The organism is Enterobacter quasimori (assembly GCF_018597345.1).
Lineage (GTDB): Bacteria > Pseudomonadota > Gammaproteobacteria > Enterobacterales > Enterobacteriaceae > Enterobacter > Enterobacter mori.
In genome coordinates this window covers 1,222,074-1,248,608 of the sequence record NZ_JAHEVU010000001.1, presented here as the reverse complement: position 1 = coordinate 1,248,608, position 26,535 = coordinate 1,222,074, and the positions used below count along the sequence as shown (strand labels likewise).

The following is a 26,535-nucleotide window of genomic DNA, read 5'->3' as shown; positions in this document are numbered from 1 at the left end:
CCATGGCTCACCACGCACGCTGGACGATGTCGCAAGTTACTGAATTATTCAACAAACCTTTCCTTGAGCTGATGTTTGAAGCGCAGCAGGTGCATCGTCAGCACTTCGATCCGCGCCATGTTCAGGTCAGCACGCTGCTGTCGATCAAGACCGGTGCCTGCCCGGAAGACTGCAAATATTGCCCGCAGAGCGCGCGCTACAAAACCGGCCTGGAATCCGAACGGCTGATGGAAGTGGAGCAGGTGCTCGACTCGGCGCGCAAGGCGAAAAACGCCGGTTCGACCCGCTTCTGCATGGGCGCGGCGTGGAAGAACCCGCACGATCGCGACATGCCGTACCTGGAGCAGATGGTGAAGGGCGTGAAGGAAATGGGCCTCGAAGCCTGTATGACGCTCGGCACGCTGAACGAAGAGCAGGCGCAGCGCCTCTCCGCCGCGGGGCTGGACTACTACAACCACAACCTCGACACATCGCCGGAGTTTTACGGCAACATCATCACCACGCGTACCTACCAGGAGCGTCTGGATACGCTGGATAAAGTGCGTGATGCCGGAATCAAAGTGTGCTCCGGCGGTATCGTGGGCTTAGGCGAAACGGTGAAAGACCGCGCGGGCCTGCTGCTGCAGCTGGCTAACCTGCCGACCCCGCCGGAAAGCGTGCCGATCAACATGCTGGTGAAGGTCAAGGGCACGCCGCTGGCGGACAACGACGACGTGGATGCGTTTGATTTTATTCGCACCATCGCGGTGGCGCGCATCATGATGCCGACCTCTTTCGTGCGCCTCTCTGCCGGTCGCGAGCAGATGAACGAGCAGACCCAGGCCATGTGCTTTATGGCCGGAGCCAACTCCATCTTCTACGGCTGCAAGCTGCTGACCACGCCGAACCCGGAAGAGGACAAAGACGTTCAGCTGTTCCGCAAGCTGGGGCTTAACCCGCATCAGACCGAGGTGATGACGGGCGATAACGAGCAACAGCAGCAGCTGGAGCAGCAGATTTTCAACGCCGACACCGACCAGTTCTACAACGCGGCAGCCGTATGACCTGGCAGGCACGCATTAATACCGCGCTGGACGAACGCCGTGCGGTAGAGGCGTTTCGCGTTCGCAGGGTGGTGGAAAACGGCGCGGGCCGTTTTCTTACCCGTGAAGGCCAGCGGTTCTGCAATTTCTCCAGCAACGACTATCTGGGGCTGAGCCAGCATCCGGCCATTATCCGCGCCTGGCAGCAGGGCGCTGAGCGGTTTGGCGTGGGCAGCGGCGGCTCGGGACACGTCAGCGGATACACCACAGCGCATCATGCGCTGGAAGAGGAACTGGCTGACTGGCTCGGCTACCCGCGCGCGCTGCTGTTTATCTCCGGCTTTGCCGCCAACCAGGCGGTGATTACTGCCCTGATGGAAAAAGAGGACCGCATTGTCGCCGACCGCTTAAGTCACGCCTCCCTGCTGGAGGCGGCACATTTAAGCCCGGCGCAGCTGCGCCGCTTTGCTCATAACGACGCGGGACAGCTTGCTGCGCTGTTGGATAAACCCTGCGACGGACAACAGCTGGCGGTCACGGAAGGGGTGTTCAGCATGGACGGCGACAGCGCGCCGCTTGCCGCGCTGCACGATACCGCCAAACGGCAAAACGCCTGGCTGCTGGTGGACGATGCCCACGGCATTGGCGTAATGGGCGACGAAGGGCGCGGGAGCGCGCACCAGCAAAACGTGAAGCCCGAGCTGCTGATTGTCACCTTCGGCAAAGGCTTTGGCGTCAGCGGCGCCGCCGTGCTGTGCAGCGAGTCCGTCGCTGACTATCTGCTGCAGTTTGCCCGGCATCTGATCTACAGTACCAGCATGCCCCCGGCACAGGCCGTGGCGCTGTCTGCGTCGCTGGCGGCGATCCGCAGCGCAGAAGGGGATGAACGTCGCCAGCGGCTGGCAGAGCATATCTCCCGCTTCCGCCAGGGGTTAGCGGCGCTGCCCTTCCACAGTCCCGATTCGCAGAGCGCTATCCAGCCGGTGATTGTCGGCGAAAACGGCCGCGCGCTGGCGCTGGCACAGGCGCTGCGCGAGCGCGGCATGTGGGTGACCGCCATCCGCCCGCCAACAGTACCACCGGGCACGGCGCGGCTGCGCTTAACCCTGACGGCGGCGCATGAGGCGCAGGATATTGAGACGCTGCTGGAGGCGCTCCATGATGCCGGTGAATAAGCAGGCCATCGCGGCGGCATTCGGCCGCGCCGCGCAGAGTTATTCGCAGCACGATGAGCTGCAGCGTCTGAGCGCGCAGGGGCTTCTGGCCGCGCTTGGCGAGAACCGTTTTCCGCAGGTGCTCGACGCCGGCTGCGGTCCGGGCAGCAACAGCCGCTACTGGCGCGGGGCGGGAAGCCTGGTCACGGCTATCGACCTCTCAGAGCAGATGCTCGACGAGGCGCGTCAGAGGCAGGCTGCGGATCGCTATCTGCTGGCCGATATCGAGGCGATCCCGCTGGCGGATGCGCAGTTCGATCTGGTCTGGAGCCATCTGGCGGTCCAGTGGTGCAGCAGCCTGCCGCAGGCCTTACGGGAGCTTTATCGCGTGGCGCGACCGGGCGGCAAGGTGGCCTTTACCACCCTGCTGGAAAGTTCGCTGCCTGAGCTGAATCAGGCGTGGAAAGCGGTGGATGAGCAGCCGCACGCTAACCGTTTTTTATCGCATGAGCAGGTGACGCAGGCGCTGGCAGGCTGGCGCTATCGCAGCACGGTGCAGACCATCACCCTCAATTTTAGCGATGCGTTCAGCGCGATGCGCTCGCTGAAGGGCATCGGGGCCACGCACCTGCACGCCGGGCGGGAAAGAAAACCGCTGACCCGGGGACAGCTGCAGCGTCTGGAGCTGGCCTGGCCGCAGCAGCGGGGGCATTTCCCGCTCTCTTATCAACTTTTTCATGGGGTTATCGAACGTGACTGAACGTTATTTTGTTACCGGCACGGACACGGAAGTGGGCAAAACGGTGGCCAGCTCGGCGCTGCTGCAGGCGGCACGACTGCTCGGAAAAAACACCGCCGGATATAAGCCCGTTGCTTCCGGCAGCGAGATGACGGCGGAAGGGTTACGCAACACCGACGCGCTGGCGCTCCAGCGCAATAGCACGGTTGAACTTGCCTATTCAGCGGTGAATCCGTACACCTTTGCCGAGCCGACCTCGCCGCACATCATCAGCGCCGATGAAGGCCGTCCGATTGATTTCGCCGTGCTGTCTGCCGGATTACGGACGCTGGAAAGCCAGGCCGACTGGGTGCTGGTGGAGGGGGCTGGCGGCTGGTTTACGCCGCTTTCGGACGCGCAGACGTTTGCTGACTGGGTGCAGGCCGAGCAACTTCCGGTCATTCTGGTCGTCGGCGTTAAGCTGGGCTGCATCAATCACGCCATGTTGACCGCGCTGGCCGTACAGCAGGCCGGGCTGCGTCTGGCGGGCTGGATAGCCAACGACGTGGTAGCGCCGGGTAAACGACACCTGGAGTATCTGGCGACGCTCAGGCGCGTGCTCCCCGCGCCGTGCCTCGGGGAGATCCCCTGGCTTGCTGACGGCGCGGAAAATGCCGAAACCGGACGTTATCTCGATCTCAGCGTCTTGCTTCCCGCGACATCCAGTGGGCGATAAGTTCGTCATCCAGTTCGCTAACGTGGCCCTGCGCCACGTTACGCCCGCGATAGAGCATGCAGAAACGCTCCGCCACCCGACGGATAAACGACAGCTGCTGCTCCGCTAACAGCACCGTCATACCCAGTTCCCGATTTAAGCGCGCCAGCAGCTGCCCCAGCTTCTGGGCGAAGCTGTGTCCTGCGCCGTGCAGGGGCTCATCGAGGATCAGCAGGCGCGGGCGATTCACCAGCGCATTGGCCAGCGCCAGCTGATACTGGTCATCCGGAGAGAGCGTGTTGGCGCGGGTCTGACGCAGCGCATAGAGCGCCGGAAACAGGTCGTAAACGTCTCTTTTCGCCTCAGGGTCGGGTTTCCCCATTGCCTGCATCGCAATATGCAAATTCTCATCAATCGTCAGTTGGGAAAAGATCCGCCTGTCCTGCGGCACATAGCCTACGCCCGGCACGGAACGGTGCTCTGACGCCTGGCTGAGCAAATCGCGCGGCGGCGCACCGGCTTCATGCCAGATTATGGTGCCGCTTTCGATGGGCACTTTTCCGGTGATGCAGTTCATCAGGGTCGTTTTGCCCATTCCCGGCAGGCCCACGACGCCTGTACACATGCCTTGCGGAAAATCTAAATCCAGGTTCCATAGCGTATGTTGGCTTCCGTAAAACTGATTCACAGCACGCAGACTCAACATCTTTCTCTCCTTAAAAATGTTTATTGATGACGCTCGTAGTCGACTGTGCAAAACGCCTGCCAGAAACCATAAAGTGATTAAAAAAGGGGCTTTTTTAGGAATAAGTCTCTGCGGATCGTCGCGCGGCTCCTTGAATTGCACATCAACGGTGCCGGAAGCGGTGAATTGTGGTGCAGGGTGTGAAATGGCGGATTTGTGAGCGAGATCGCATGAGTTGGTTATGAATGACTCAACTGTTTATCATCAAAAAATAGCTATAAAAATTTTTTGTTGCCGCCTCGTGGGAAAAACCGGGAATTTGCCGAGTGGCGGTCTGTACGGGCTGGACGCAGTTATCCACTATTCCTGTGGATAACCATGTGCATTAGAGTTAGAAAACACGCGATAAGCGAGAGAATACGCGGGTTACGCCCGAATTGATGCGAAACACGGCTTTAGAAAATATCGCTTAGTAATTAACGGGTTAGATAAAATCAATTGCCGTCATGAAACTGTCACCCGTTGCCACAAAACTATCATTACCTGGCTTGACAAATGTTAAAAAAGGAAAAGTTCTGGGGATAACCGAGTCAGGCTGGTGTTTTATTTTGTCGCAGTCTACATTTCAACCGGGATCGCGCTCATTCCCCAGGCGCTACTCTAAATATCCTGCCACGCTACTGGTTTTTCATCCAGTGTTTTTTGCTGGCATTCCTGGCAACAAGGAGTAAAATTACTCACCTGCCGCTTATAACGTCATCAGGTTGTCGCCCATGAGTAAACCGTTCAAATTGAATTCTGCTTTCCGTCCTTCGGGGGATCAGCCCGAGGCCATCCGCCGTCTGGAAGAGGGGCTGGAAGATGGGCTGGCGCATCAGACGCTATTAGGTGTGACGGGGTCGGGTAAAACCTTCACCATCGCCAACGTGATTGCGGATCTCCAGCGCCCAACGATGGTGCTGGCACCCAATAAAACCCTGGCGGCGCAGCTTTACGGCGAGATGAAAGAGTTCTTCCCGGAAAACGCCGTGGAGTATTTCGTCTCCTACTACGATTACTACCAGCCAGAAGCCTATGTGCCGAGCTCTGACACCTTCATCGAGAAGGATGCCTCAGTGAACGAGCACATTGAGCAGATGCGCCTGTCGGCCACGAAGGCGCTTCTGGAGCGTCGCGATGTTGTGGTTGTCGCATCGGTTTCCGCGATCTACGGTCTGGGCGATCCGGATCTCTATCTCAAGATGATGCTGCACCTGACGCAGGGGATGATCATCGACCAGCGCGCCATCGTCCGTCGTCTGGCGGAGCTGCAGTATGCCCGTAACGATCAGGCCTTCCAGCGCGGGACGTTCCGCGTGCGCGGTGAAGTGATCGACATCTTCCCGGCGGAATCGGACGATATGGCGCTGCGCGTCGAGCTGTTCGACGAAGAGGTTGAACGCCTGTCGCTCTTCGACCCGCTGACCGGACACGTTGAATCGGTGATCCAGCGCTTCACCATCTACCCAAAAACGCACTACGTGACGCCGCGCGAGCGTATCCTGCAGGCGATGGAAGAGATCAAAGAGGAGCTGGCCGAGCGCCGTAAGGTGCTGCTGGCGAACAATAAGCTGCTGGAAGAGCAGCGCCTCAGCCAGCGTACCCAGTTTGACCTTGAGATGATGAACGAGCTGGGCTACTGCTCCGGCATTGAAAACTACTCGCGCTTCCTCTCCGGGCGCGGGCCGGGCGAACCGCCGCCGACGCTGTTTGACTACCTTCCGGCAGACGGTTTGCTGGTGATCGACGAATCCCACGTTACGATCCCGCAGATCGGCGGGATGTACCGCGGTGACCGGGCGCGTAAAGAGACGCTGGTGGAATACGGCTTCCGCCTGCCTTCGGCGCTGGATAACCGTCCGATGAAGTTTGAAGAGTTTGAGGCGCTCGCGCCGCAAACCATCTACGTCTCGGCCACGCCGGGCAACTATGAGCTTGAAAAATCGGGCGATGAGGTGGTTGACCAGGTGGTGCGTCCGACCGGGCTGTTGGATCCGGTTATCGAGGTGCGTCCGGTGGCCACCCAGGTGGACGATCTGCTCTCTGAGATCCGCGCCCGTTCCGCCATCAACGAGCGCGTGCTGGTGACCACGCTGACCAAACGCATGGCGGAAGACCTGACCGAGTACCTGGAAGAGCACGGCGAGAAGGTGCGTTATCTGCACTCGGATATCGACACCGTCGAGCGCATGGAGATTATTCGCGATTTGCGTCTGGGCGAGTTTGACGTGCTGGTCGGGATCAACCTGCTGCGAGAAGGTCTGGATATGCCGGAGGTCTCGCTGGTGGCGATTCTGGATGCGGATAAAGAGGGCTTCCTGCGTTCCGAGCGTTCCTTGATCCAGACCATCGGCCGTGCCGCGCGTAACGTCAACGGGAAAGCGATTCTGTACGGTGACAAAATCACGCCGTCGATGGCGAAAGCGATTGGTGAGACGGAGCGCCGCCGCGAGAAACAGCAGCGCTACAACGAAGAGCACGGCATTACGCCGCAGGGTCTGAACAAGAAGGTGGTGGATATTCTGGCGCTGGGTCAGAACATCGCCAAAACCAAAGCGAAAGGTCGCGGCAAGGCGCGCTCAGTGGTGGAAGAAGATACCGTCGTGCTGACGCCGAAAGCGCTGCAGCAGAAAATCCACGAGCTGGAAGGGCAGATGATGCAGCACGCGCAGAACCTGGAATTCGAAGAGGCGGCGCAGATCCGCGACCAGCTTCATCAGCTGCGGGATCTGTTTATCGCGGCATCGTGAGTGGGTTTTGCCCGGTGGCGCTGCGCTTACCGGGCCTACGGGGTTAGCGTCTTTTGTAGCCCCGGTAAGCGCAGCGCCACCGGGGGGTTTTTGCTAACCCAGCGCCTGAATCGCCTTCTCCAGCGCCTCGCGCAGGAGGTGGCGGTCGTGGCGATACTTGATGTCTGATGCCTCCAGCGGCTCCTGCACCACCACGCGGTTGCCAATACCCGATACGTCCACTTTTGGCCCCACCACAACACCGTCGATAATTTTTTTACCGACGTACTGCTCCATTAAATCAAGCTTGTCCGCCAGCGACAGGCTCGCTGCCGCCGGACTCAGTTCACGTCCCAGGTTACCGATGTAAACCATCGGGGCGGGGGTGCGGCGAAGCGCCTGTGCCAGCTCTTTCACCAGCAGAATCGGCATCAGGCTGGTGTAAAAACTGCCCGGGCCAATCAGGATCAGATCCGCTTCACCGATGGCTTCTACCGCTTCGCGCGTGGCGGGGACGCTTGGATAGGTCATTAGCTCCGCTGGCGGCAGGAGCAGCTGGTCAATATTCACCTCGCCGTAAACTTCATGCCCTTCGGCGTCGATAGCCATTAAATCGACCGGTTGTTCAGACATGGGGATCAGAAATGCGTCCACTTTAAGCAGATTACGGATCAGGTTGATGGCTTCCAGAGGCCGCACGCTCAGGTGATCTAAAGCCTTTAACATCAGATTTCCGAGGTTATGCCCGGAAAGTTCGCCATTGCCGCCAAAACGGTACTCAAACATCGCCGACGCGACGCTCGGTTCGGTAATTAACTGGTTCAGACAGTTGCGCATATCTCCCCAGGCAATCCCGCCTTCGGCACGCCGGATCCGCCCCGTTGAGCCGCCGTTATCGGTGGTGGTCACTATCCCCGTCAGCCTTGACCCGAGTGACGACAACGAGGACATGACGCGGCCCAGGCCGTGGCCTCCGCCAAGAGCGACCACTCGGTCAAGATCCGCAAAAGTGCGATTGCGCATAGGTATTCCTTATCACGTTCGATCGCGTAACAGTAACCTAACTACCCCTAAAAGACGATGCCTCAGCCGATGCAAAATGACGTATATCAATGCGAAAGTGCCGTTTTTGGGTATCCTGTAGCGAAAATGCACGATCAAGTCGTTATATATATAATTATATAGCGAAATGCGAGAATGGCGAAGTGATGATTTCCGCGTTACTATCGACATAACCACGTTTTCGTTTTTGAAAACATACACTCTAGCCCTGGCGCCTGTGTCGAACGATATGGCGCCCTGGCCGTGGCGAATTAGCCACCAGGGTACAGAAAGAAATGACTGTGCCTCCCGTATCTGGAAAGGTGTACATGGCTTCACAACTTACTGATGCTTTCGCGCGTAAGTTTTATTACTTACGTCTGTCGATTACCGATGTGTGCAACTTCCGTTGCACCTACTGCCTGCCCGACGGCTACAAACCGGGCAGCGTCACCAATAACGGCTTTCTCTCCGTGGATGAAGTGCGCCGCGTTACGCGCGCCTTCTCTGATCTCGGCACCGAAAAAGTGCGTCTGACCGGCGGCGAGCCCTCGCTGCGCCGTGATTTCCCCGACATCATTGCCGCCGTGCGTGAAAACGAACGTATCCGCCAGATTGCGGTGACCACCAACGGTTACCGCATGGCGCGCGACGTGGCCACCTGGCGCGATGCGGGCTTAACCGCCATCAACGTCAGCGTGGACAGTCTGGACGCCCGCCAGTTCCACGCCATTACCGGTCAGGATAAATTCCAGCAGGTCATGGACGGTATCGATGCGGCATTTGCGGCCGGCTTCGAAAAAGTCAAAGTTAACACGGTGCTGATGCGTGATGTAAACCATCATCAGCTCGATACCTTCCTGGCGTGGATCAAACCACGCCGCATTCAACTGCGTTTTATTGAACTGATGGAAACCGGCGAGGGCAGCGAGCTGTTCCGTCGTCATCACATCTCCGGCATGGTGCTGCGCGACGCGCTGCTGAGACGCGGCTGGATCCACCAGATCCGCCAGCGCAGCGACGGTCCGGCGCAGGTCTTCTGCCACCCGGATTACGAAGGCGAGATCGGGCTTATCATGCCTTACGAGAAAGACTTCTGCGCCAGCTGCAACCGCCTGCGCGTCTCTTCCGTGGGGAAACTCCATCTCTGCCTGTTCGGCGACGGCGGCGTAGATCTTCGCGATCTGCTGGCAGACGATGCCCAACAAGAGGCGCTTGAAGCACGCATTTCTGAAGCGCTGACGCATAAAAAACAGACCCACTTCCTGCATCAGGGCAATACCGGCATTACTCAGAACCTGTCCTACATTGGCGGGTAATCAGTCTTAAGAAGGAATCAGAAGATGAGTCAGGTAAGCGCAGAATTTATCCCGACACGCATTGCTATCCTTACCGTTTCCGACCGTCGTGGCGAAGAGGATGATACCTCCGGCCACTGGCTGCGCGAGGCGGCCCATGACGCGGGGCATCACATCGTCGATAAAGCGATCGTCAAAGAGAACCGCTACGCCATTCGCGCGCAGGTTTCGCAGTGGATCGCCAGCGATGAGGTGCAGGTGGTGCTGATCACCGGCGGCACCGGCTTTACCCCAGGCGACCAGGCGCCTGAAGCGCTGATCCCGCTGTTCGACCGCGAGGTGGAAGGATTCGGCGAGGTGTTCCGCATGCTCTCCTTTGAAGAGATTGGTACCTCCACGCTGCAGTCGCGCGCCGTGGCGGGTGTGGCGAACAACACGCTGATTTTCGCCATGCCGGGCTCGACCAAAGCCTGCCGCACCGCGTGGGAAAACATCATCGCCCCGCAGCTGGACGCCCGTACCCGTCCGTGTAATTTCCATCCCCATTTAAAGAAATAAGCTATGTCACAACTGACCCACATTAACGCCGCCGGTGAAGCGCATATGGTGGACGTCTCTGCCAAAGCCGAAACGGTGCGCGAGGCGCGCGCGGAAGCGTTCGTCACCATGCTGCCGGAAACGCTGGCGATGATTATCGACGGAAGCCATCACAAGGGCGACGTTTTTGCCACCGCGCGTATCGCGGGTATTCAGGCCGCCAAGCGCACCTGGGATCTCATCCCGCTGTGCCATCCGCTGATGCTGAGCAAGGTGGAGGTGAACCTGCAGGCGCAGCCGGAGCACAGCCGCGTGCGCATTGAGTCACTCTGCCGCTTAACCGGCAAAACCGGCGTGGAGATGGAGGCGCTGACGGCGGCCTCCGTGGCCGCGCTGACCATCTACGATATGTGCAAAGCGGTGCAGAAAGATATGGTGATTGGCCCGGTTCGCCTGCTGGCAAAAAGCGGCGGCAAATCCGGTGATTTTAAGGTGGACAGCCATGATTAAGGTGCTCTTTTTTGCGCAGGTGCGCGAGCTGGTGAATACCGACAGCCTGACGCTGGATGCTTCTTTTGAAAACGTTGCGGCCCTGCGCGCGCATCTGGCGGCACAGAGCGACCGCTGGGCGCTGGCGCTCGACGAAGGCAAGCTGCTGGCCGCCGTTAACCAGACGCTGGTGGAGCTTACCCATCCGCTGAAGGCCGGGGATGAAGTGGCCTTCTTCCCGCCGGTAACAGGGGGGTAAGATGGCTGAAACCCGAATTCTGGTGAGCCCCGAGCGTTTTAACGTGGGGACCGAATACAGCTGGCTGGCGGAACGCGATGAAGACGGCGCGGTCGTGACCTTCACCGGCAAGGTGCGTAACCATAACCTCGGTGACAGCGTGAAGGCGCTGACGCTGGAGCACTATCCCGGCATGACGGAAAAATCGCTGGCGGCGATTGTCGACGAGGCGCGAGGCCGCTGGCCGCTCGGGCGCGTCACCGTGATTCACCGCATCGGTGAGATGTGGCCCGGCGAGGAGATTGTCTTTGTCGGGGTGACCAGCGTGCACCGCGGCAGCGCGTTTGCGGCAGGGGAGTTCATTATGGATTTCCTCAAAACCAAAGCCCCGTTCTGGAAGCGCGAAGCCACGCCGGAAGGCGACCGCTGGGTAGAATCTCGCGACAGCGATAAGCAGGCCGCCAGCCGTTGGTAGTCGGTTTACGTGGATGTGTTACTCTTAACGTGTGTGTCTACTTAATCTTAATCAGGAGTGAATCATGGACCGATTTCCGCGTTCCGATTCAATAGTACAGCAGACCCGTAGCGGCCTGCAGACGTATATGGCTCAGGTGTACGGCTGGATGACGGTCGGCCTGCTGCTTACCGCGTTTATTGCCTGGTATGCGGCGAATACGCCGGAGCTGATGATGTTTATCTTCTCCAGCAAGATCACCTTCTTTGGGCTGATTATCGCGCAGCTGGCGCTGGTGTTTGTGCTTTCCGGCCTGGTGCAAAAGCTGAGTGCAGGAATGGCGACCACGCTGTTTATGCTCTATTCAGCGCTAACCGGACTGACGCTTTCCAGTATTTTCATCGTTTACACCTACTCCTCCATCGCCAGCACCTTTGTGGTGACCGGCGGGATGTTCGGCGTGATGAGCCTGTACGGCTACACCACCAAACGCGATCTGAGCGGCTTAGGCAGCATGCTGTTTATGGGGCTGATTGGGATCGTGCTGGCGTCGCTGGTGAACCTGTGGCTGAAGAGTGACGCGCTGATGTGGGCCGTGACCTACATCGGGGTGGTGATTTTCGTTGGATTGACGGCCTACGACACCCAGAAGCTGAAAAACATCGGCGAGCAGATTGACGTGCGCGACAGTTCTAACCTGCGCAAATACGCGATTCTGGGGGCGCTGACGCTGTACCTGGACTTTATCAACCTGTTCCTGATGCTGCTGCGTATTTTCGGCAACCGTCGCTAGTTATTTCCCCTCACCCTAACCCTCTCCCTCAGGGAGAGGGGATTGCACGGAGCGGGCTTTTCTCCCTCTCCCAGTGGGAGAGGGCCGGGGTGAGGGCATCAGACCGCAGCGCTACCCGACACAACTCACTTCGCTAACATCCTCTCATTCTTCGCCCGCAGCTTCTTCGCCCGACTCTCCAGCACCAGATAACAGACCGTTGCCAGCGCCAGCGGCAGGAAGTAATACAGCATGCGGTAGGCCAGCAGGGCGGCGATAATCGTGCCCTGAGAGACATGCTCCCCGGCCAGCAGGGCAATAAACACCGCCTCCAGCACGCCGATCCCCGCCGGAATATGCACAATCACCCCGGCAATACTGCTCACCAGCAGCACGCCCAGCACGAAGAAGTAGTTTACGTCCTCGCCGATCAGCAGCCAGATGATGGCTCCCATCGCCATCCAGTTGGCGCTGGAGACCACCATTTGCAGCACCGCGAACTTCCATGAAGGCAACACCAGCTTTTGCCCCTTGATGGTCATATGGCGGCGTTTAGCAAAGGCGCAGGCCCACAGATATACGGCGATGATCAGCAGCAGCACGATGCCCAGAATGCGCAGCGTGGCCTCGTCGATATACCAGTGCGCGGGGAGCTGCACCACGCCGATGGTGAAGATCACCCCGCCGAGCAGAATATAGCCCAGCCAGTTGGTGGTGATGCTTAACGAGAAAATGCGCGTAATGGTTCCGCCCGGCAGGCCGAGCCGCGAGTAGAGGCGATAGCGCATGCCAATCCCACCGACCCAGGTGCTCAGCGTCAGGTTAAAGGCGTAGCAGATAAACGACACCAGCATCACCTGACGCTTTGCCAGCTTGTGGCCGCAGTAGGCGCGGCCCAGCAGGTCGTAGCAGCCGTATATCAGGTAGCTGACGATGACCAGCCCAACGGCACCCAGCAGCACCATCCGGTTATAGTTGCGGATGACCTTCCACACCTCTTCCCAGTCCACTTTTTGCGCATACACCACCAGCAGTACCGCGACGGCGATGAAGAACAGCCAGGTGAGGATTTTCTTTGCCAGCTTCCAGCGAGGATGCGATTTCGACATCAGGTTTTCCCTCCGTCTTCCGCTTCAATGCGGTCCTGAGTTTCCATTTCGGGTTGAACCGGCGGGTCCACCTGCGCAAGCTTTGGCGTATGCGCGGGCAGCCAGCCGACCATCGCCGGGAAGTGGCGCAGGAAGTGGAACACCACCACGCCAATGCCAAGGTTCCACCAGGTGCGTTTCGGCACCATGGACTCATCCACGCGCACGCAGTCATTGACGATCAGTCCCTGAAGGTTATCCCGCAGGGTTTGATTAAACTGCCGATCGTGAATGATCAGGTTGGCTTCCAGATTCAGCGACAGGCTCAGCGGATCGAGGTTGCTGGAGCCCACGGTGGCCCAGTGATCGTCCATCAGCGCCACTTTGCCGTGCAGCGGCCGGCGGCGGTATTCGTAGATCTGCACGCCGCCCTTCACCAGATAGTTATAGAGCAGGCGCGCGCCCACTTTGACAATCGGCATATCCGGCTCGCCCTGCACAATCAGCTTCACGCGCACGCCGCGTCGGGCCGCGTTGCGCATGGCATGCAGAATACGGTAGCCGGGGAAGAAGTAAGCGTTGGCGATAATCACCTCGCGTTTCGCGTTCGCCAGCATCTTCAGGTAATGACGTTCAATATCATCCCGGTGCTCGCCGTTGTCGCGCCAGACGAAAAGCGCCTGCGCTTCGCCGGGCTGTCGGTTCTCCTCCGGGCGATGGCGACGTCGCCACCAGCGGCGAACGGCCTCTTTCCCCGGCAGGTTCTCCAGCTCAAACAGCAAGATGTCCTGCACCACCGGGCCTTCAATGCGAATGGCGTAATCCTGCTTCGCTTCTGGGCCGTAGTCGGACATATGCTCAGCGGAGTAGTTAATGCCGCCGACAAACGCCACCGTCTCATCCACCACCACAATTTTGCGATGCATCCGACGGAAAAGGTTAGTACGCATGCCGAACAGGCGAGGGCCGGGATCATAGTAGCGGAAGACCACGCCTGCAGCGGTCAGTTCGTTGACGAACGCATCGCTCAGATCCGGTGAGCCATAGCCGTCGAGCAGCGCTTCAATTTTGACCCCGCGCCGGGCGGCACGCAGCAGCACGCTGTGCAGCTGCTTGCCGACGTTGTCTTCAAACCAGATAAAGGTTTCGAGGATCACTTTCTGCTGTGCGTTATCAATTGCTTTAAACACGGCCGGATAATATTGATCGCCATTTTCCAGCAGCGTAATGCGGTTACCTTCCTGCCATGAACATTTCATAAATGGATCTCCGCGCTGAGTGGGGCATGGTCGGAGAGATGTCGCCAGTTGAGTAACGCCAGCGCGGTTGGGCTGCTGGCGTGGGCGTTTTTCACATAGATGCGGTCAAGGCGCAGCAGGGGAAAGCGTACCGGGAACGTGCGCGCGGGGCGTCCGTTGGCGCGGGTGAAAATTTCCTCCAGCCCGGCGTTCACCTTCAGCGGATGGTTGGCGCGCTGCCGCCAGTCGTTGAAATCACCGGCGATGACCACGGGCTCGCCTTCCGGCAGCGCATTGCTCCATTCGGCGAGCATCTGCAGCTGTGCCTGACGGTGGGCTTCTCGCAGGCCAAGATGCACGCAGCCTACGTGAACGGGAAATTCCAGATCGGGTGGCGTGATCCGACAGTAAAGCAGGCCGCGCTTTTCACTTTCGCCCACCGACACGTCGCGGTTCTCATAGTGTTCAATCGGAAAACGTGACAGCACCGCATTGCCGTGATGCCCCTCGGGGTAAACCGCATTGCGGCCGTAGGCGTAATCGCTCCACATGGTATCGGCCAGAAACTCGTAGTGAGGGGCATCCGGCCAGTTTTCGACATGCATTGGATGCACTTCGTGCGCGCCCATCACCTCCTGCAGGCAAACAATGTCCGCGCTGACGGTGCGAACGGCGTCGCGCAGCTCCGGTAACATGAAGCGGCGGTTAAATGCTGTGAAGCCCTTATGAATGTTTATCGTCAGCACCTTAAGCGAGAAATGCTGCGTTTTAATGGTCATAAACACCTTCCTGGGTGACTATCCCGATGAAAATAAAGTGTAGTCGGCGTCACAAAAAGATGCGGCGTTACGGAATTTTCCGTAAAGTGCGGTAGTCTGAACTAGCAGAGAAAAATCCTTCAGGAGAGATGCCATGAAGTGGCAACAACGTGTTCGTGTCGCAACGGGTTTAAGTTGCTGGCAGATAATGTTGCATTTACTGGTCGTGGCCGTACTGGTGATGGGCTGGATGAGCGGCACCCTGGTGCATGTTGGTCTGGGGCTATGCGTGCTTTACGGCGTCACCGTGCTGTCGATGCTGTTTTTACAGCGTCACCACGAGGCGCGCTGGCGTGAAGTGGGTGATGTGCTCGAAGAGCTCACCACCACCTGGTATTTTGGTGCCGCGATGATTGTTCTTTGGCTGCTGTCGCGCGTGCTGCAAAACAACCTGCTGCTGGCCCTGGCGGGTCTGGCAATCCTCGCAGGGCCTGCGGTTGTCTCTTTACTCACCAAAGAGAAAAAGCTACGCAATGTTGCGTCTAAACATCGCGTACGCCACTGATCCCGTCGTGGCCGCGATAACCAGTAGCGGCCACAAACTTCCCCAGACAATGTCCAGACTCGCATCCTTCAGATAGATTTGCTTGGTGATATCCGTAAAGTGTCGAATCGGGTTTACCCACGTCAGATCCTGTAGCCACACCGGCATATTCTCGACGGGGGAAACATAACCCGAGAGCAAAATCGCCGGCATCATAAAGACGAATACCCCGATAAACGCCTGCTGCTGCGTCGAGCATAGCGCCGAAATCAGCAGTCCAAACCCCACCAGCGACAGCCCGTAAATCACCATCGTGAAGTAAAACAGCGCCAGCGAACCGGCGAACGGGATCTGGTAAGCAAATATCCCCACGCCCAGCACGATGGTGGCCTGGAAGGTCGCGACGATCAGCGCGGGCACCGCTTTGCCGACGAAAATCTGCCAGGTGGCGAGCGGGGAGACCAGCAGCTGATCCAGCGTGCCCTGTTCGCGCTCGCGGGCGACGGACAGGGAGGTGACGATCATCACCCCGATGGTGGTGATCATGGCGATCAGCGACGGCACCACAAACCACTTGTAGTCCAGATTCGGGTTGTACCAGTTGCGCACCACCAGCTCGCTGTTGTTGGGCTTCGGTTTGCCCTCCATCAGCTCCTGCTGGTAATCCTTCACCACCTGCTGCAGATAGTTCGCTGCGATCTGGGCGCTGTTGGAGTTACGCCCGTCGAGGATCAGCTGCATCGGCGCGGTCTGGAAGGTATCCAGATTGCGCGAGAAATCCGCCGGGAACCGCACCAGCAGCAGCGCTTTTTGCGTGTCGATAGTGGGCTGGATCGCCTGCGGGCTTTTCAGCAGCAGAATGTGGGTAAAGGCCTTCGCGCGGGCAAAGCGCTGCGTTAGCTCGACGGAATGTTTGCCGTTGTCTTCGTTGTAAATGGCAATGGTGGCGTTGGTCACCTCAAGGGTGGCGGCAAACGGGAACAGTAAAACCTGGATCAGCACCGGCAAAACCAGAATGGCGCGGGTTTGCGGCTCGCGCAGCAGGGATTGCAGCTCTTTGCGTATTAACGTCCATAATCGGTGAAACATCGCGTCGTCCTCCTGTCGGGTGGCGCTTGCGCTTACCCGACCTACAAAATCCGATGGCTAATCCAATCTTCTTTTCGTTTTCATCCACGTCAACCCGATAAACATCACAGCCGACGCCATCAAAAACAGGGTGTTGATAATCAGCACCACCGGAATATTTCCCGCCAGAAACAGGCTTTGCAGGGTGCTCACGAAGTAGCGCGCCGGGATGATGTAGGTCACGGCGCGGATCACCGCAGGCATACTGTCGATCTGGAAGATAAACCCGGAAAGCATAATCGACGGCAAGAAGGCGGCATTGAGGGCCACCTGCGCGGCGTTAAACTGGTTGCGGGTGATGGTGGAGATGAGCAGCCCCATGCCCAGCGTGCTGAGTAAAAACAGGCTGGTGATAAAGAACAGCACCACCAGCGAGCCGCGATACGGCACGCCGAGGATAAAGACGGCGACAAGCATACAGAGCAGCATCGCCAGCATGCCGAGGAAGTAGTAGGGGATGAGCTTACACAGCAGTAGCTCGACGCGCGTGACTTCGGTAGAGAGCAGCGCCTCCATGGTGCCGCGCTCCCACTCGCGGGCGATGACCAGCGAGGTCAGTATCGCGCCGATTACCGTCATGATAATCGTCACCGCGCCCGGAATAATAAAGTGCTGGCTGATGGCGGCGGGGTTAAACCAGTAGCGCGTCTGCACATCGATCAGCGGTTCAAACGTCTCGCCCCGATCTTCCGCCCGCTGCATCTGCCAGAGCTGCCAGATCCCCTCCGCGTAGCCCTGCACGAAGTTCGCGGTATTCGGCTCGCTGCCGTCGGTGATCACCTGGATCGGCGCATCGGTATTCGCCCGTGCCATATTGGCGGCGAAATCCACCGGAATGACGATCAGACCGCGAATTTTCCCGGCCTGCATTTTCTGGATCAATTCCTGCCGGTTGTCGCTGATGGTGGCGTCAATATAGGGCGAGCCGGTCATGGCGTGAGTGAAGTCCAGCGCCTCTTCGCTCTGCTGCTCCAGCAAAATCCCGATCCGCAGCTTGCTGGAGTCCAGGTTAATGCCGTAGCCAAAAATAAACAGCAGCAGCAGGGGGATCACCACCGCAATCAGCCAGCTGCTGGGGTCACGCACGATCTGACGCGTCTCTTTAATGCACAGGGCGCGCACCCGGCGCCAGGAAAGGGCATTACTGCGCATGGGCATTCTCCTTATCCCAGTCGTGGATGAGGGTGATAAACGCCTGCTCCATGGTCGGGTCCGGGACCTTATCATCGGCAGCCTGGTTTTTCAGGTCGTCCGGCGTGCCGTGGGCAATCAGCTTGCCGCGATACACCAGCCCGATGCGGTCGCAGTACTCCGCCTCGTCCATGAAGTGGGTGGTCACCATCACGGTCACCCCTTTTTCCACCATGCTGTTGATGTGCAGCCAGAACTCGCGGCGGGTAATGGGATCCACGCCGGAAGTGGGTTCATCCAGAAACAGAATATCCGGCTCGTGCATCAGCGAGCAGGCCAGCGCCAGCCGCTGCTTAAAGCCGAGCGGCAGCTCGTCGGTGGCGTGGGACGCAATGTTGGTTAACGCGAAGGCGTCGCTCATGCGGCGGATTTTTTCGTTCTGCGCGCGCCCGCGCAGGCCGTACACGCCGGAGAAAAAGCGCAGATTCTGCTCGACCGTCAGGTTGCCATACAGCGAAAACTTCTGCGCCATATACCCGAGATGCTGGCGCGCCTTGCCGGAGCTGACTTTCAGATCCATATCCAGCACCAGCGCCTTGCCGGAGGTCGGCACCAGCAGGCCACACATCATCTTAAAGGTTGTCGATTTTCCCGCGCCGTTTGGTCCAAGCAGGCCAAAAATCTCGCCGCGTTTAACCGCGAAATTGACGTTATCGGTGGCGGCGAAATCCCCGAACTTTTTGGTGAGGGATTTCGCTTCGATCACCGTTTCGCCCGGCGTGCCTTCCACCGTATGCAGAATGGCGGCAAGCGGCGACTCTGACGTACCCGCGCCGCCCAGCAGGTCGATAAACGCGTCCTCAAAGCGCGGCGCGGTCTCTTCTATCTCGATCTCAGGCATGCCTTGCGCCTGGCGAATGTCGTCGGTTGTGGCCTCTTTTTTGAGAATAATGCGCACCGAGCGGCCCTGGATCATACCGTCGCTCACCTGTGGCAGCCTGAGCACCCGCTGCAGCAGTTTCCGGTTGGACTCCTGCGGGCTATGCAGCAGGAAGCTGCGCCCGGCCATGCTCTGCGTGAGCGTCGTCGGCTCGCCCTGATAGAGCAGTTCGCCTTCGTTCATCAGCAGCACATCCCGGCACTGTTCCGCTTCGTCGAGGTAGGAGGTGCTCCAGAGGATCAGCATCCCGTCGCCCGCCAGCTCGTGCACCATCTGCCACAATTCACGGCGAGAAATCGGGTCAACGCCCACGCCGGGCTCGTCCAGCAGCAGCACCTTTGGCTCGCCGACCAGCGTACAGGCCAGCCCCAGCTTTTGCTTCATCCCGCCGGAAAGCTTGCCCGCCAGCCGGTCGGTGAACGGGCCGAGGGAGGTAAACTCCAGCAGGCGGGCGAAGGTTTTCTGCCGCGTTTCGCCGGTGACGCTGCGCAGATCGGCGTACAGGTTCAGGTTTTCCATCACCGTCAGGTCTTCGTACAGGCCAAACTTCTGCGGCATATAGCCGAGCATGGCGTGGAGCGCACCGTCGTCTTTTATCGGGTCAAGACCGAGCACGCTGGCCGTACCTTCATCCGGCTTGAGCAACCCCGCCAGCATCCGCATCAGCGTCGTTTTCCCCGCGCCGTCCGGGCCGACCAGCCCGGTCACGTAGCCTTTCTGGATGGTGCAGTTCAGCGGCGCGACGGCCGGTTTGTCCATTCCCTTAAAGCGTTTGACCAGATTATTGAGCTGGATAACCGCGTCATTCATGTCGTTCCCCGTCGCTGACTGTTACGGTTACGGGCATACCCTGACGCAGCGCGTCGTCCGCATCGGTGACAATGATGCGCAGGCGATACACCAGGTCGGTTCGCAGGTCCGGTGTTTCAACGGTTTTCGGCGTGAATTCGGCGGTAGGGGAGACAAAGCCCACTTTACCGTGATACGGCTTGTCCGGGCGACCATCGGTATAGAGCAGCAATTCGCGGCCCGGCTGCATCTGCCCAAGGTTCGGCTCGTCAATGTAAGCGCGTACCCACACCGGGCGGGTCAGGGAGAGCGTTAAGACGGTGCTGCCCGCGCTGAGCATGCTGCCCGGCTCTACGGCGCGGGTCATCAGCGTGCCGTCGGACGGTGCGATGAGCGTGGTGTCGCGCAGGTCCAGCTCCGCCTGGGCCAGCTGCGCCTGTGCCTGTTCAAGGCTGGCTTTCGCCTGGGCAATATCCTGCGCGCGGTTACCGGTGCGGTACTGGCTTAATTTATCCTGTGCGGATTTCAGCGTCGCCTGCGCCTGGTCGCGGGACGAGCGCGCATTTTCCAGATCGTTAGCGGAAATGGTGCGGCTTTTCCATAGCCCCTGCTGACGCGCGTAGAAGTTCTGCGCGTAGTCGTAGGCGGCCTGCGCCTGTTTAACGGCGGCGGCGGCCTGGGCGATCTCTTCGTCGCGATAGCCTGCCAGCATCAGTTCATACTGCGCCTGAGCCACGGAGACGCCCGCTTTGGCCTGCATCAGCGCGTTCTCGTAGGGCGCTTTATCCAGCATCCCCAGCGTCTGCCCGCTTTTGATGGCATCGCCTTCGTCAACGCTCAGCGAGGCGAGACGTCCGCCCACGCGGAAGCTCATGTTTACCGTGCGGATATCCACGTTACCGTACAGCGTCAGGCCTTTATCCTGCTGGCTCTGATACCAAAGCCAGCCACCGATTCCTGCGGCAAGCAACACAACAACCACCAGAACGATGGCGACAGGTTTTTTCATGACTTCAGGCTCCTTTGCGTTAAGCCTTGCAGGATCAGATCGACGTGACAGGCGATCACCTTGCTAATCTGCTCGGCTTTATCCTCATCAAATTGTGTCCAGCCCGTGCGTAACAGGATCGTTTCTCTGCCCAGACGGAAGGCAAGGATTTCACCCAGCAGGGCGTGGGTATGCAAAATTGTCTCGGTATCACTGGCATCGCGCCCGGTATAGGCGGCGATCAGCCGGGTCAGGTGGGTATGCATCGGGGCAATGACCCGATCGTGTACCCGCTGATAGGCGGCAGTGGGGGAGAGCTGCTCGCGGGAGATAAACTTGCTCAGGTTGAGCGTATCGTCGTGCGTCAGCAGGCGGATCATGTTGTGGCAGGCAGTGAGGATCAGCTGGCGAACGGCGGCGCGATCGGGCGACGGCTGGCCGAGCAGCGCGGTGGCCTCTTCCACGTGCGGGTGAAACTGCGTGCCGATAAACTCGGCGATCCACTCGGCGCAGGCGAGATATAAATCCTCTTTTGAGCCAAAATAGTAGGTAATGGCCGCAATATTCTGCCCGGCCAGCGCGGCGATATCGCGCGTGGTCGCGTGCAGCCCGTACTCACCAAACTGCGCCAGCGCGGCGGCAATAAGCTGGCTTTTGGCCTGTTCACCTTTGGTTGTGGTGGGTGTCGTATTCATGGCGGCATTAAAAATTAATCAATCGATTGATTAAGATTATGCCTGATTCACGCTAACGTCGAGGGAATGCGGAGGGATATTTTATGCGCCACGTCACAAAAGCTGCTACACTCCGCCCCTTCGCGACATTGTGGTTTTTGTCGTCCCCTATTCGTTATATCTCCCTGAAAACTACACCTGTGACGGTCGGGGCGGTTCGGAGTTTTTATGTCTTTTGATTCCCTTGGCCTGAACCCGGAAATTCTGCGCGCGATCGCAGAGCAGGGCTACGTTGAGCCAACCCCAATCCAGCAGCAGGCTATTCCCGCCGTGCTTCAGGGGCGTGACCTGATGGCCAGCGCCCAGACCGGCACCGGTAAAACCGCGGGCTTTACGCTGCCGCTGTTAGAGCTGCTGGTAAAAAATCAGCCGCATGCCAAAGGCCGCCGTCCGGTTCGTGCCCTGATCCTCACCCCAACCCGCGAGCTGGCCGCGCAGATTGGCGAGAACGTGCGTGACTATAGCCGCTATCTCAACATTCGCTCGCTGGTGGTGTTCGGTGGCGTCAGCATCAACCCGCAGATGATGAAGCTGCGCGGCGGCGTGGACGTGCTGGTGGCAACGCCGGGCCGTCTGCTGGATCTGGAACACCAGAACGCGGTGAAGCTCGATAGCATTGAAATTCTGGTGCTGGACGAAGCCGACCGCATGCTCGACATGGGCTTCATCCACGATATTCGTCGCGTGCTGGCCAAGCTGCCGCCGCGTCGTCAGAACCTGCTCTTCTCCGCGACCTTCTCCGACGAGATCAAGGCGCTGGCGGAAAAGCTGCTGCATAACCCGCTGGAAGTGGAAGTGGCGCGCCGCAACACCGCCTCCGAGCAGGTGACGCAGCACGTGCACTTTGTTGATAAAAAGCGCAAGCGGGAACTGCTCTCCCAGATGATCGGCCAGGGCAACTGGCAGCAGGTGCTGGTCTTTACCCGCACCAAGCACGGCGCCAACCACCTGGCGGAGCAGCTGAATAAAGACGGCATCCGCAGCGCGGCGATCCACGGCAACAAGAGCCAGGGGGCACGTACCCGCGCGCTGGCGGACTTCAAGTCCGGCGACATCCGCGTGCTGGTGGCAACCGACATCGCCGCCCGTGGCCTCGACATTGAAGAGCTGCCGCACGTGGTGAACTACGAGCTGCCAAACGTGCCGGAAGACTACGTTCACCGTATCGGTCGTACCGGCCGCGCGGCGGCAACCGGTGAAGCGCTTTCTCTGGTCTGCGTGGATGAACACAAGCTGCTGCGCGACATCGAACGCCTGCTGAAGAAAGAGATCCCGCGCATCGAAACCCCGGGCTACGAAGTGGATCCGTCGATCAAAGCCGAGCCGATTCAGAACGGTCGTCAGGGCGGCGGTGGACGTGGCCAGGGCGGCGGCGGTCGCGGCCAGCAGCCGCGTCGTGCAGAAGGTGGCGCACCGAAATCATCCGGCAAACCGCCGCGTCGTAACAACGACAGCAAACCGGCGGGTGAAAACCCGTGGCGCAGCGGCGAAGGGAAACCTGCAGGGGAAGGGCAGCGTCGACGCCGCCCGCGCAAGCCTGCTAACCCGCAGTAATCTGGAAGCCCGGTCGTAAAGCCGGGCTTTTCTTTTTGCGGCAGCGAAGAGAAAGTGCCACAATAGTGGCTGTTTATACAGTATTTCAGGTTTTCCAATGGCTTTAACCGCTGCGCTCAAGGCGCAAATTGGCGCATGGTATAAGGCGCTACAACAGCAGATCCCCGACTTTATCCCCCGAGCGCCGCAGCGGCAGATGATTGCTGACGTGGCCAAAACGCTCGCCGGGGACGACGGGCGACATCTGGCGATTGAAGCCCCAACCGGCGTCGGGAAAACCTTGTCGTATCTCATTCCCGGCATCGCGATTGCGCGGGAAGAGGACAAAACGCTGGTGGTCAGCACCGCCAACGTGGCGCTGCAGGATCAGATCTTCAGCAAAGATTTACCGCTGCTGCGCAAAATCATCCCCGACCTGCGCTTTACCGCCGCCTTTGGACGCGGGCGCTACGTGTGTCCGCGAAACCTGGCGGGGCTGGCCAGCAGCGAAGCGACGCAGCAGGATCTGCTGGCCTTCCTCGACGACGATCTCACGCCGAACAACAAGGCCGAGCAGGAGCTCTGCGCCACGCTCAAGGTCGATCTTGACGGCTATAAGTGGGACGGCCTGCGCGATCATACCGATAAGGCCATCAGCGACGATCTATGGCGCAGGCTCAGCACGGACAAAGCCAGCTGCCTGAACCGCAACTGCCACTACTACCGCGAGTGCCCGTTCTTCGTCGCCCGACGCGAAATTCAGGAGGCGGAAGTGGTGGTGGCTAACCACGCGCTGGTGATGGCCGCGCTGGAGAGCGAAGCGGTGCTGCCGGAACCCAAAAACCTGCTGCTGGTGCTCGACGAAGGCCACCATCTGCCGGACGTGGCGCGGGACGCGCTGGAGATGAGCGCGGAAATTACCGCGCCCTGGTTCCGCCTGCAGCTCGATCTCTTCTGCAAGCTTGTCGCCACCTGTATGGAGCAGTTTCGCCCGAAAACCACGCCGCCGCTGGCGGTGCCGGAGCGGCTGAGCGACCACTGCGAAGAGGTCTACAGCCTGATTGCCTCGCTCAACAACATTTTGAATCTTTATCTTCCGCAAACGCAGGAAGCCGAACACCGCTTTGCGATGGGCGAGCTGCCGGACGAGGTGATGGAGATCTGCCAGCAGCTGGCGAAGCATCTCGAAAAGCTGCGCGGGCTGGCGGAGATGTTCTTAAACGATCTGAGCGAGAAAACCGGCTCACATGACGTGGTGCGTCTGCACCGCATCCTGCTGCAGATGAACCGTGCGCTCGGCATGTTCGAAGCGCAGAGCAAGCTCTGGCGGCTGGCCTCGATGGCGCAGGCGTCCGGCGCGCCGGTCACCAAATGGGCCACCCGCGAAGAGCGGGACGGGCAGGTGCACCTCTTTTTCCACTGCGTGGGCATCCGCGTGGCCGATCAGCTGGAAAAGCTCATCTGGCGCAGCGTGCCGCACGTGGTGGTGACCTCCGCCACGCTGCGCTCCCTGAACAGTTTCTCAAGGCTGCAGGAAATGAGCGGGCTAAAAGAGAAAGCGGGCGATCGTTTTGTCGCGCTGGACTCGCCGTTTAACCACTGCGAGCAGGGCAAGCTGGTGATCCCGCGCATGAAATTCGAGCCGCTCATCGACAACGAGGAGCAGCACATCGCTGAGATGGCGGCCTACTTCCGCGAGCAGGTCGAGAGTAAAAAGTATCCCGGCATGCTGGTGCTGTTTGCCAGCGGGCGCGCGATGCAGCGCTTCCTGGAGCACGTCACCGATCTGCGTTTACTCCTGCTGGTACAGGGCGATCAGCCGCGCTACCGGCTGGTGGAAACGCACCGCAAGCGCATTGATAGCGGCGAGCGCAGCGTGCTGGTGGGGCTGCAGTCGTTTGCCGAAGGTCTGGATCTGAAGGGCGACTACCTGACGCAGGTGCATATTCATAAAATCGCCTTTCCGCCCATCGACAGCCCGGTGGTGATCACCGAAGGCGAATGGCTGAAAAGCCTGAACCGCTATCCGTTTGAGGTACAAAGCCTGCCCGCGGCGTCGTTTAACCTGATTCAGCAGGTGGGGCGTCTTATTCGTAGCCACGGCTGCTGGGGCGAGGTGGTGATTTATGACAAACGGCTGCTTACCAAAAACTACGGCCAGCGGCTGCTCAACGCGCTGCCGATCTTCCCGATCGAACAGCCGGAGGTGCCGGAGGTAAAAAAACGCCCGGCAACACTGACCGCCGGGCGTAAAAAAAGCATCCGTGCTAAGGGGCGCGGTCCTACTGGTAAGTGAAGGTCACCTGCACTACGCTGCTGAACGTCCCGGCGCTGACGGGCATGGAGGTGGCGTAGTAGCGCGCGGCGAGTGGGAAATCGACGGTATGATCGCTTTGATTAACCAGGGCGCTGAAGCTCGCCTGCGGGGCAATCGTAATGCGATCCAGGCGGTCTGCCAGCTCCAGCGCCAGCCCGCCGGCGGTGCCCGTGCTGGCAAATTTCGTCGGGTGTGCGCTGTCTGCCTGGCCGTTAAAGGTCGCGGTGGCGAGCGTGGTGGTGGACGGGCATTTTGACAGCGTAAGGTCAAAATTCTTCCACTCCCCGGTATCCCCCACATCCTTAAAATCGCTGGAGGCGGCTTGTCCCAGATCGACGGTCAAATTCTGACTGGCGCTGTCTACCGAGCAGGTATTGGCGATGATATTGCCTCTCATCTGGATCGCGATCTCATCGGCATGCGCCTGCGTGAGAAGGCCTGCCAGTAGCAGTAAGGTGATTTTTTTCATTTATATCCCAACGTAATCGTGGCAATGCTGTTTGCTGTGCCGGGGGTAACGCTGGCTGCCGTTTGTTGATATGCAACCTCAAACGGGATCGTCAGTGGAATATTCGCTTGGGCAATAGCCGCCGTATTTTTGTAAATATCAAAGTTGGCAATTTCCCCATCGAACATCATGCGCACCCCAACACCGGTTGCTACGCCGCTCTCCTGAGTGAGTTTGATGACGCCGGGAAAATCTGTTTCATAACCGTTTGCGCTGGAAACCATGACTTCGGGTTGCACGGTGTCGTTACAGTTGACGGTAACGTCGAACGCCTGAGGCGACGTAAGGGTTCCTGCCCCGGTGAAGTCGCTGACCGGGAAATCGCCCAGCGTTACGGTAAGGCTTTTCGGCGAAACGGAGCAGGTGACTTCGTTGAACGTGACGTTACCCGAATAGGAAATGGTGTTCGGACTGCCTATGCCCTCCTGATTGTAAACGCCAAGCCCAAACTCCGTCTGAGCCTGAGAAAGGGAGCCAGAGGACACCGTGGAGCTGGTTTTCACCAGCTCCAGAGTCACGTCAAAATTGAACGAGAGCTGTCCGTCTGAAGAGAGATACCCCACTGGCGTATTCCGGGAATCACAGTGGACGCCACCGGCCCCCTGGATGCGTTGCCCCTGATCGTTCATCAGGGCGATACCAATCCCGGCGACACCAGAGTCGTATACGCCCGGCAGGCCCGGTATTTCTGAACCGGAACCATAATAGCAAGCCACTATTTCCATCCCCGGGCTGTAGGTGCTGGAGCAATTCCCGGCAACGTGTACTGTCTGCTCTGAACCCGGAATGGTCGCGCCAACGGCCAGCGAGGTGGGAACAGAGATGGAGGCCACATCAATCATCTTCGGCATATCCGGTGACGTGCATGACGCTTTCGCGTGCGGCATGAAAAATGCGGATATTCCCAGCACTAACAATAAAAAACTCTGTTTAACGATTTGCATCATC

The 26,535-nt window shown here is 59.1% G+C and carries 26 protein-coding genes and 1 riboswitch; of the genes, 14 read left to right on the top strand and 12 right to left on the bottom strand.

Features of this window, described 5'->3' with window-relative positions; translation table 11 throughout:
* Positions 1-2: 2 nt before the first annotated feature.
* From bioB to bioD, 4 genes are read left to right on the top strand one after another with little or no spacing between them, the layout of a single operon-like run.
* Positions 3-1,043 carry a biotin synthase BioB gene (gene bioB, locus KK102_RS06000; protein ID WP_216357183.1) on the top strand — a complete coding sequence of 347 codons (1,041 nt, stop codon included), beginning with the start codon at positions 3-5 and terminating at the stop codon, positions 1,041-1,043.
* On the top strand, positions 1,040-2,197 hold the full coding sequence (gene bioF / locus KK102_RS05995; protein WP_216357182.1) for an 8-amino-7-oxononanoate synthase: 1,158 nt from the start codon (positions 1,040-1,042) through the stop codon (positions 2,195-2,197). The genes bioB and bioF overlap by 4 nt, the downstream gene beginning before the upstream one ends.
* Positions 2,181-2,936, top strand: coding sequence for a malonyl-ACP O-methyltransferase BioC (gene bioC / locus KK102_RS05990; protein ID WP_216357181.1), 756 nt, complete (start codon positions 2,181-2,183; stop codon positions 2,934-2,936). The genes bioF and bioC overlap by 17 nt, the downstream gene beginning before the upstream one ends.
* Complete coding sequence (bioD, locus tag KK102_RS05985; RefSeq protein ID WP_216357180.1) at positions 2,929-3,630, top strand: dethiobiotin synthase; 702 nt, start codon at positions 2,929-2,931, stop codon at positions 3,628-3,630. The genes bioC and bioD overlap by 8 nt, the downstream gene beginning before the upstream one ends.
* Here the strand turns inward: bioD and KK102_RS05980 are convergent.
* On the bottom strand, positions 3,593-4,315 hold the full coding sequence (locus KK102_RS05980) for an ABC transporter ATP-binding protein (protein WP_126544226.1): 723 nt from the start codon (positions 4,313-4,315) through the stop codon (positions 3,593-3,595). The genes bioD and KK102_RS05980 overlap by 38 nt on opposite strands.
* 752 nt (positions 4,316-5,067) lie before the next feature.
* On the opposite strand from KK102_RS05980, the gene uvrB reads away from it, so the two are divergent.
* A complete protein-coding gene (uvrB, locus tag KK102_RS05975; RefSeq protein ID WP_126544227.1) occupies positions 5,068-7,083 on the top strand; it encodes an excinuclease ABC subunit UvrB in 2,016 nt (671 codons plus the stop codon).
* 93 nt (positions 7,084-7,176) lie between these two features.
* Here the strand turns inward: uvrB and yvcK are convergent, their stop codons facing one another.
* A complete protein-coding gene (gene yvcK / locus KK102_RS05970; protein WP_126543479.1) occupies positions 7,177-8,085 on the bottom strand; it encodes a uridine diphosphate-N-acetylglucosamine-binding protein YvcK in 909 nt (302 codons plus the stop codon).
* Positions 8,086-8,310: 225 nt separating this feature from the next.
* A riboswitch (molybdenum cofactor riboswitch) is annotated at positions 8,311-8,445 on the top strand.
* On the opposite strand from yvcK, the gene moaA reads away from it, so the two are divergent.
* From moaA to KK102_RS05940, 6 genes are all read left to right on the top strand, one after another.
* On the top strand, positions 8,433-9,422 hold the full coding sequence (gene moaA / locus KK102_RS05965; RefSeq protein ID WP_216357179.1) for a GTP 3',8-cyclase MoaA: 990 nt from the start codon (positions 8,433-8,435) through the stop codon (positions 9,420-9,422). (Overlaps the previous riboswitch by 13 nt.)
* Before the next feature lie 24 nt (positions 9,423-9,446).
* Complete coding sequence (gene moaB / locus KK102_RS05960; RefSeq protein ID WP_216357178.1) at positions 9,447-9,959, top strand: molybdenum cofactor biosynthesis protein B; 513 nt, start codon at positions 9,447-9,449, stop codon at positions 9,957-9,959.
* Between the two features lie 3 nt (positions 9,960-9,962).
* The gene (gene moaC / locus KK102_RS05955) at positions 9,963-10,448 is read left to right on the top strand and encodes a cyclic pyranopterin monophosphate synthase MoaC (protein ID WP_049008689.1); all 486 of its coding nucleotides are present in this window, start codon (positions 9,963-9,965) and stop codon (positions 10,446-10,448) included.
* Positions 10,441-10,686, top strand: coding sequence for a molybdopterin synthase sulfur carrier subunit (moaD, locus tag KK102_RS05950; RefSeq protein WP_008501143.1), 246 nt, complete (start codon positions 10,441-10,443; stop codon positions 10,684-10,686). Before moaC ends, moaD begins: the two co-directional genes overlap by 8 nt.
* 1 nt (position 10,687) lies before the next feature.
* Entirely contained in the window at positions 10,688-11,140 is a 453-nt protein-coding gene (gene moaE, locus KK102_RS05945) for a molybdopterin synthase catalytic subunit MoaE (protein ID WP_126543482.1), read from the top strand.
* A 64-nt stretch (positions 11,141-11,204) separates the two neighbouring features.
* Positions 11,205-11,912: a Bax inhibitor-1/YccA family protein gene (locus tag KK102_RS05940; protein ID WP_029742164.1), complete on the top strand. Its 708-nt coding sequence runs from the start codon at positions 11,205-11,207 to the stop codon at positions 11,910-11,912.
* Between the two features lie 125 nt (positions 11,913-12,037).
* Here the strand turns inward: KK102_RS05940 and KK102_RS05935 are convergent, their stop codons facing one another.
* The 3 genes from KK102_RS05935 to KK102_RS05925 are packed head-to-tail and all read right to left on the bottom strand — an operon-like array spanning position 12,038 to position 14,996.
* Entirely contained in the window at positions 12,038-13,000 is a 963-nt protein-coding gene (locus KK102_RS05935) for a lysylphosphatidylglycerol synthase domain-containing protein (protein WP_126543483.1), read from the bottom strand.
* Positions 13,000-14,238, bottom strand: a complete 1,239-nt coding sequence (clsB, locus tag KK102_RS05930; protein WP_126543484.1) for a cardiolipin synthase ClsB — start codon at positions 14,236-14,238, stop codon at positions 13,000-13,002. The genes KK102_RS05935 and clsB overlap by 1 nt, the downstream gene beginning before the upstream one ends.
* Positions 14,235-14,996 (bottom strand): endonuclease/exonuclease/phosphatase family protein, encoded by a 762-nt coding sequence (locus KK102_RS05925; protein ID WP_126543485.1) that lies wholly within the window; start codon positions 14,994-14,996, stop codon positions 14,235-14,237. Before KK102_RS05925 ends, clsB begins: the two co-directional genes overlap by 4 nt.
* Positions 14,997-15,129: 133 nt before the next feature.
* Here KK102_RS05925 and KK102_RS05920 point away from each other — a divergent pair, with 133 nt between their 5' ends.
* Entirely contained in the window at positions 15,130-15,540 is a 411-nt protein-coding gene (locus KK102_RS05920; protein WP_089598953.1) for a YbhQ family protein, read from the top strand.
* On the opposite strand, the gene KK102_RS05915 is transcribed toward KK102_RS05920, so the two are convergent.
* Genes KK102_RS05915 through cecR form a run of 5 tightly spaced genes read right to left on the bottom strand, consistent with a single transcriptional unit; the run spans position 15,502 to position 21,190 of the window.
* A complete protein-coding gene (locus KK102_RS05915; protein ID WP_216357177.1) occupies positions 15,502-16,608 on the bottom strand; it encodes an ABC transporter permease in 1,107 nt (368 codons plus the stop codon). The genes KK102_RS05920 and KK102_RS05915 overlap by 39 nt on opposite strands.
* Positions 16,609-16,665: 57 nt before the next feature.
* Positions 16,666-17,799 (bottom strand): ABC transporter permease, encoded by a 1,134-nt coding sequence (locus KK102_RS05910; RefSeq protein WP_216357176.1) that lies wholly within the window; start codon positions 17,797-17,799, stop codon positions 16,666-16,668.
* Positions 17,789-19,528 carry an ATP-binding cassette domain-containing protein gene (locus tag KK102_RS05905; RefSeq protein WP_216357175.1) on the bottom strand — a complete coding sequence of 580 codons (1,740 nt, stop codon included), beginning with the start codon at positions 19,526-19,528 and terminating at the stop codon, positions 17,789-17,791. The genes KK102_RS05910 and KK102_RS05905 overlap by 11 nt, the downstream gene beginning before the upstream one ends.
* Positions 19,521-20,516, bottom strand: a complete 996-nt coding sequence (hlyD, locus tag KK102_RS05900; protein ID WP_126543488.1) for a secretion protein HlyD — start codon at positions 20,514-20,516, stop codon at positions 19,521-19,523. The genes KK102_RS05905 and hlyD overlap by 8 nt, the downstream gene beginning before the upstream one ends.
* Positions 20,513-21,190, bottom strand: coding sequence for a transcriptional regulator CecR (gene cecR / locus KK102_RS05895; protein ID WP_216357174.1), 678 nt, complete (start codon positions 21,188-21,190; stop codon positions 20,513-20,515). The genes hlyD and cecR overlap by 4 nt, the downstream gene beginning before the upstream one ends.
* Before the next feature lie 207 nt (positions 21,191-21,397).
* Here cecR and rhlE point away from each other — a divergent pair, with 207 nt between their 5' ends.
* Together rhlE and dinG are read left to right on the top strand one after the other, a co-directional pair.
* Positions 21,398-22,783, top strand: coding sequence for an ATP-dependent RNA helicase RhlE (rhlE, locus tag KK102_RS05890; protein WP_032649426.1), 1,386 nt, complete (start codon positions 21,398-21,400; stop codon positions 22,781-22,783).
* Between the two features lie 97 nt (positions 22,784-22,880).
* Positions 22,881-25,058, top strand: a complete 2,178-nt coding sequence (gene dinG / locus KK102_RS05885; RefSeq protein WP_216357173.1) for an ATP-dependent DNA helicase DinG — start codon at positions 22,881-22,883, stop codon at positions 25,056-25,058.
* Here dinG and KK102_RS05880 read toward each other — a convergent pair.
* Both KK102_RS05880 and KK102_RS05875 read right to left on the bottom strand, forming a co-directional pair.
* On the bottom strand, positions 25,045-25,548 hold the full coding sequence (locus KK102_RS05880) for a fimbrial protein (RefSeq protein ID WP_216357172.1): 504 nt from the start codon (positions 25,546-25,548) through the stop codon (positions 25,045-25,047). The two genes, dinG and KK102_RS05880, sit on opposite strands and share 14 nt — an antisense overlap.
* Positions 25,545-26,531: a fimbrial protein gene (locus KK102_RS05875; RefSeq protein WP_126543862.1), complete on the bottom strand. Its 987-nt coding sequence runs from the start codon at positions 26,529-26,531 to the stop codon at positions 25,545-25,547. The genes KK102_RS05880 and KK102_RS05875 overlap by 4 nt, the downstream gene beginning before the upstream one ends.
* Positions 26,532-26,535 lie beyond the last annotated feature (4 nt).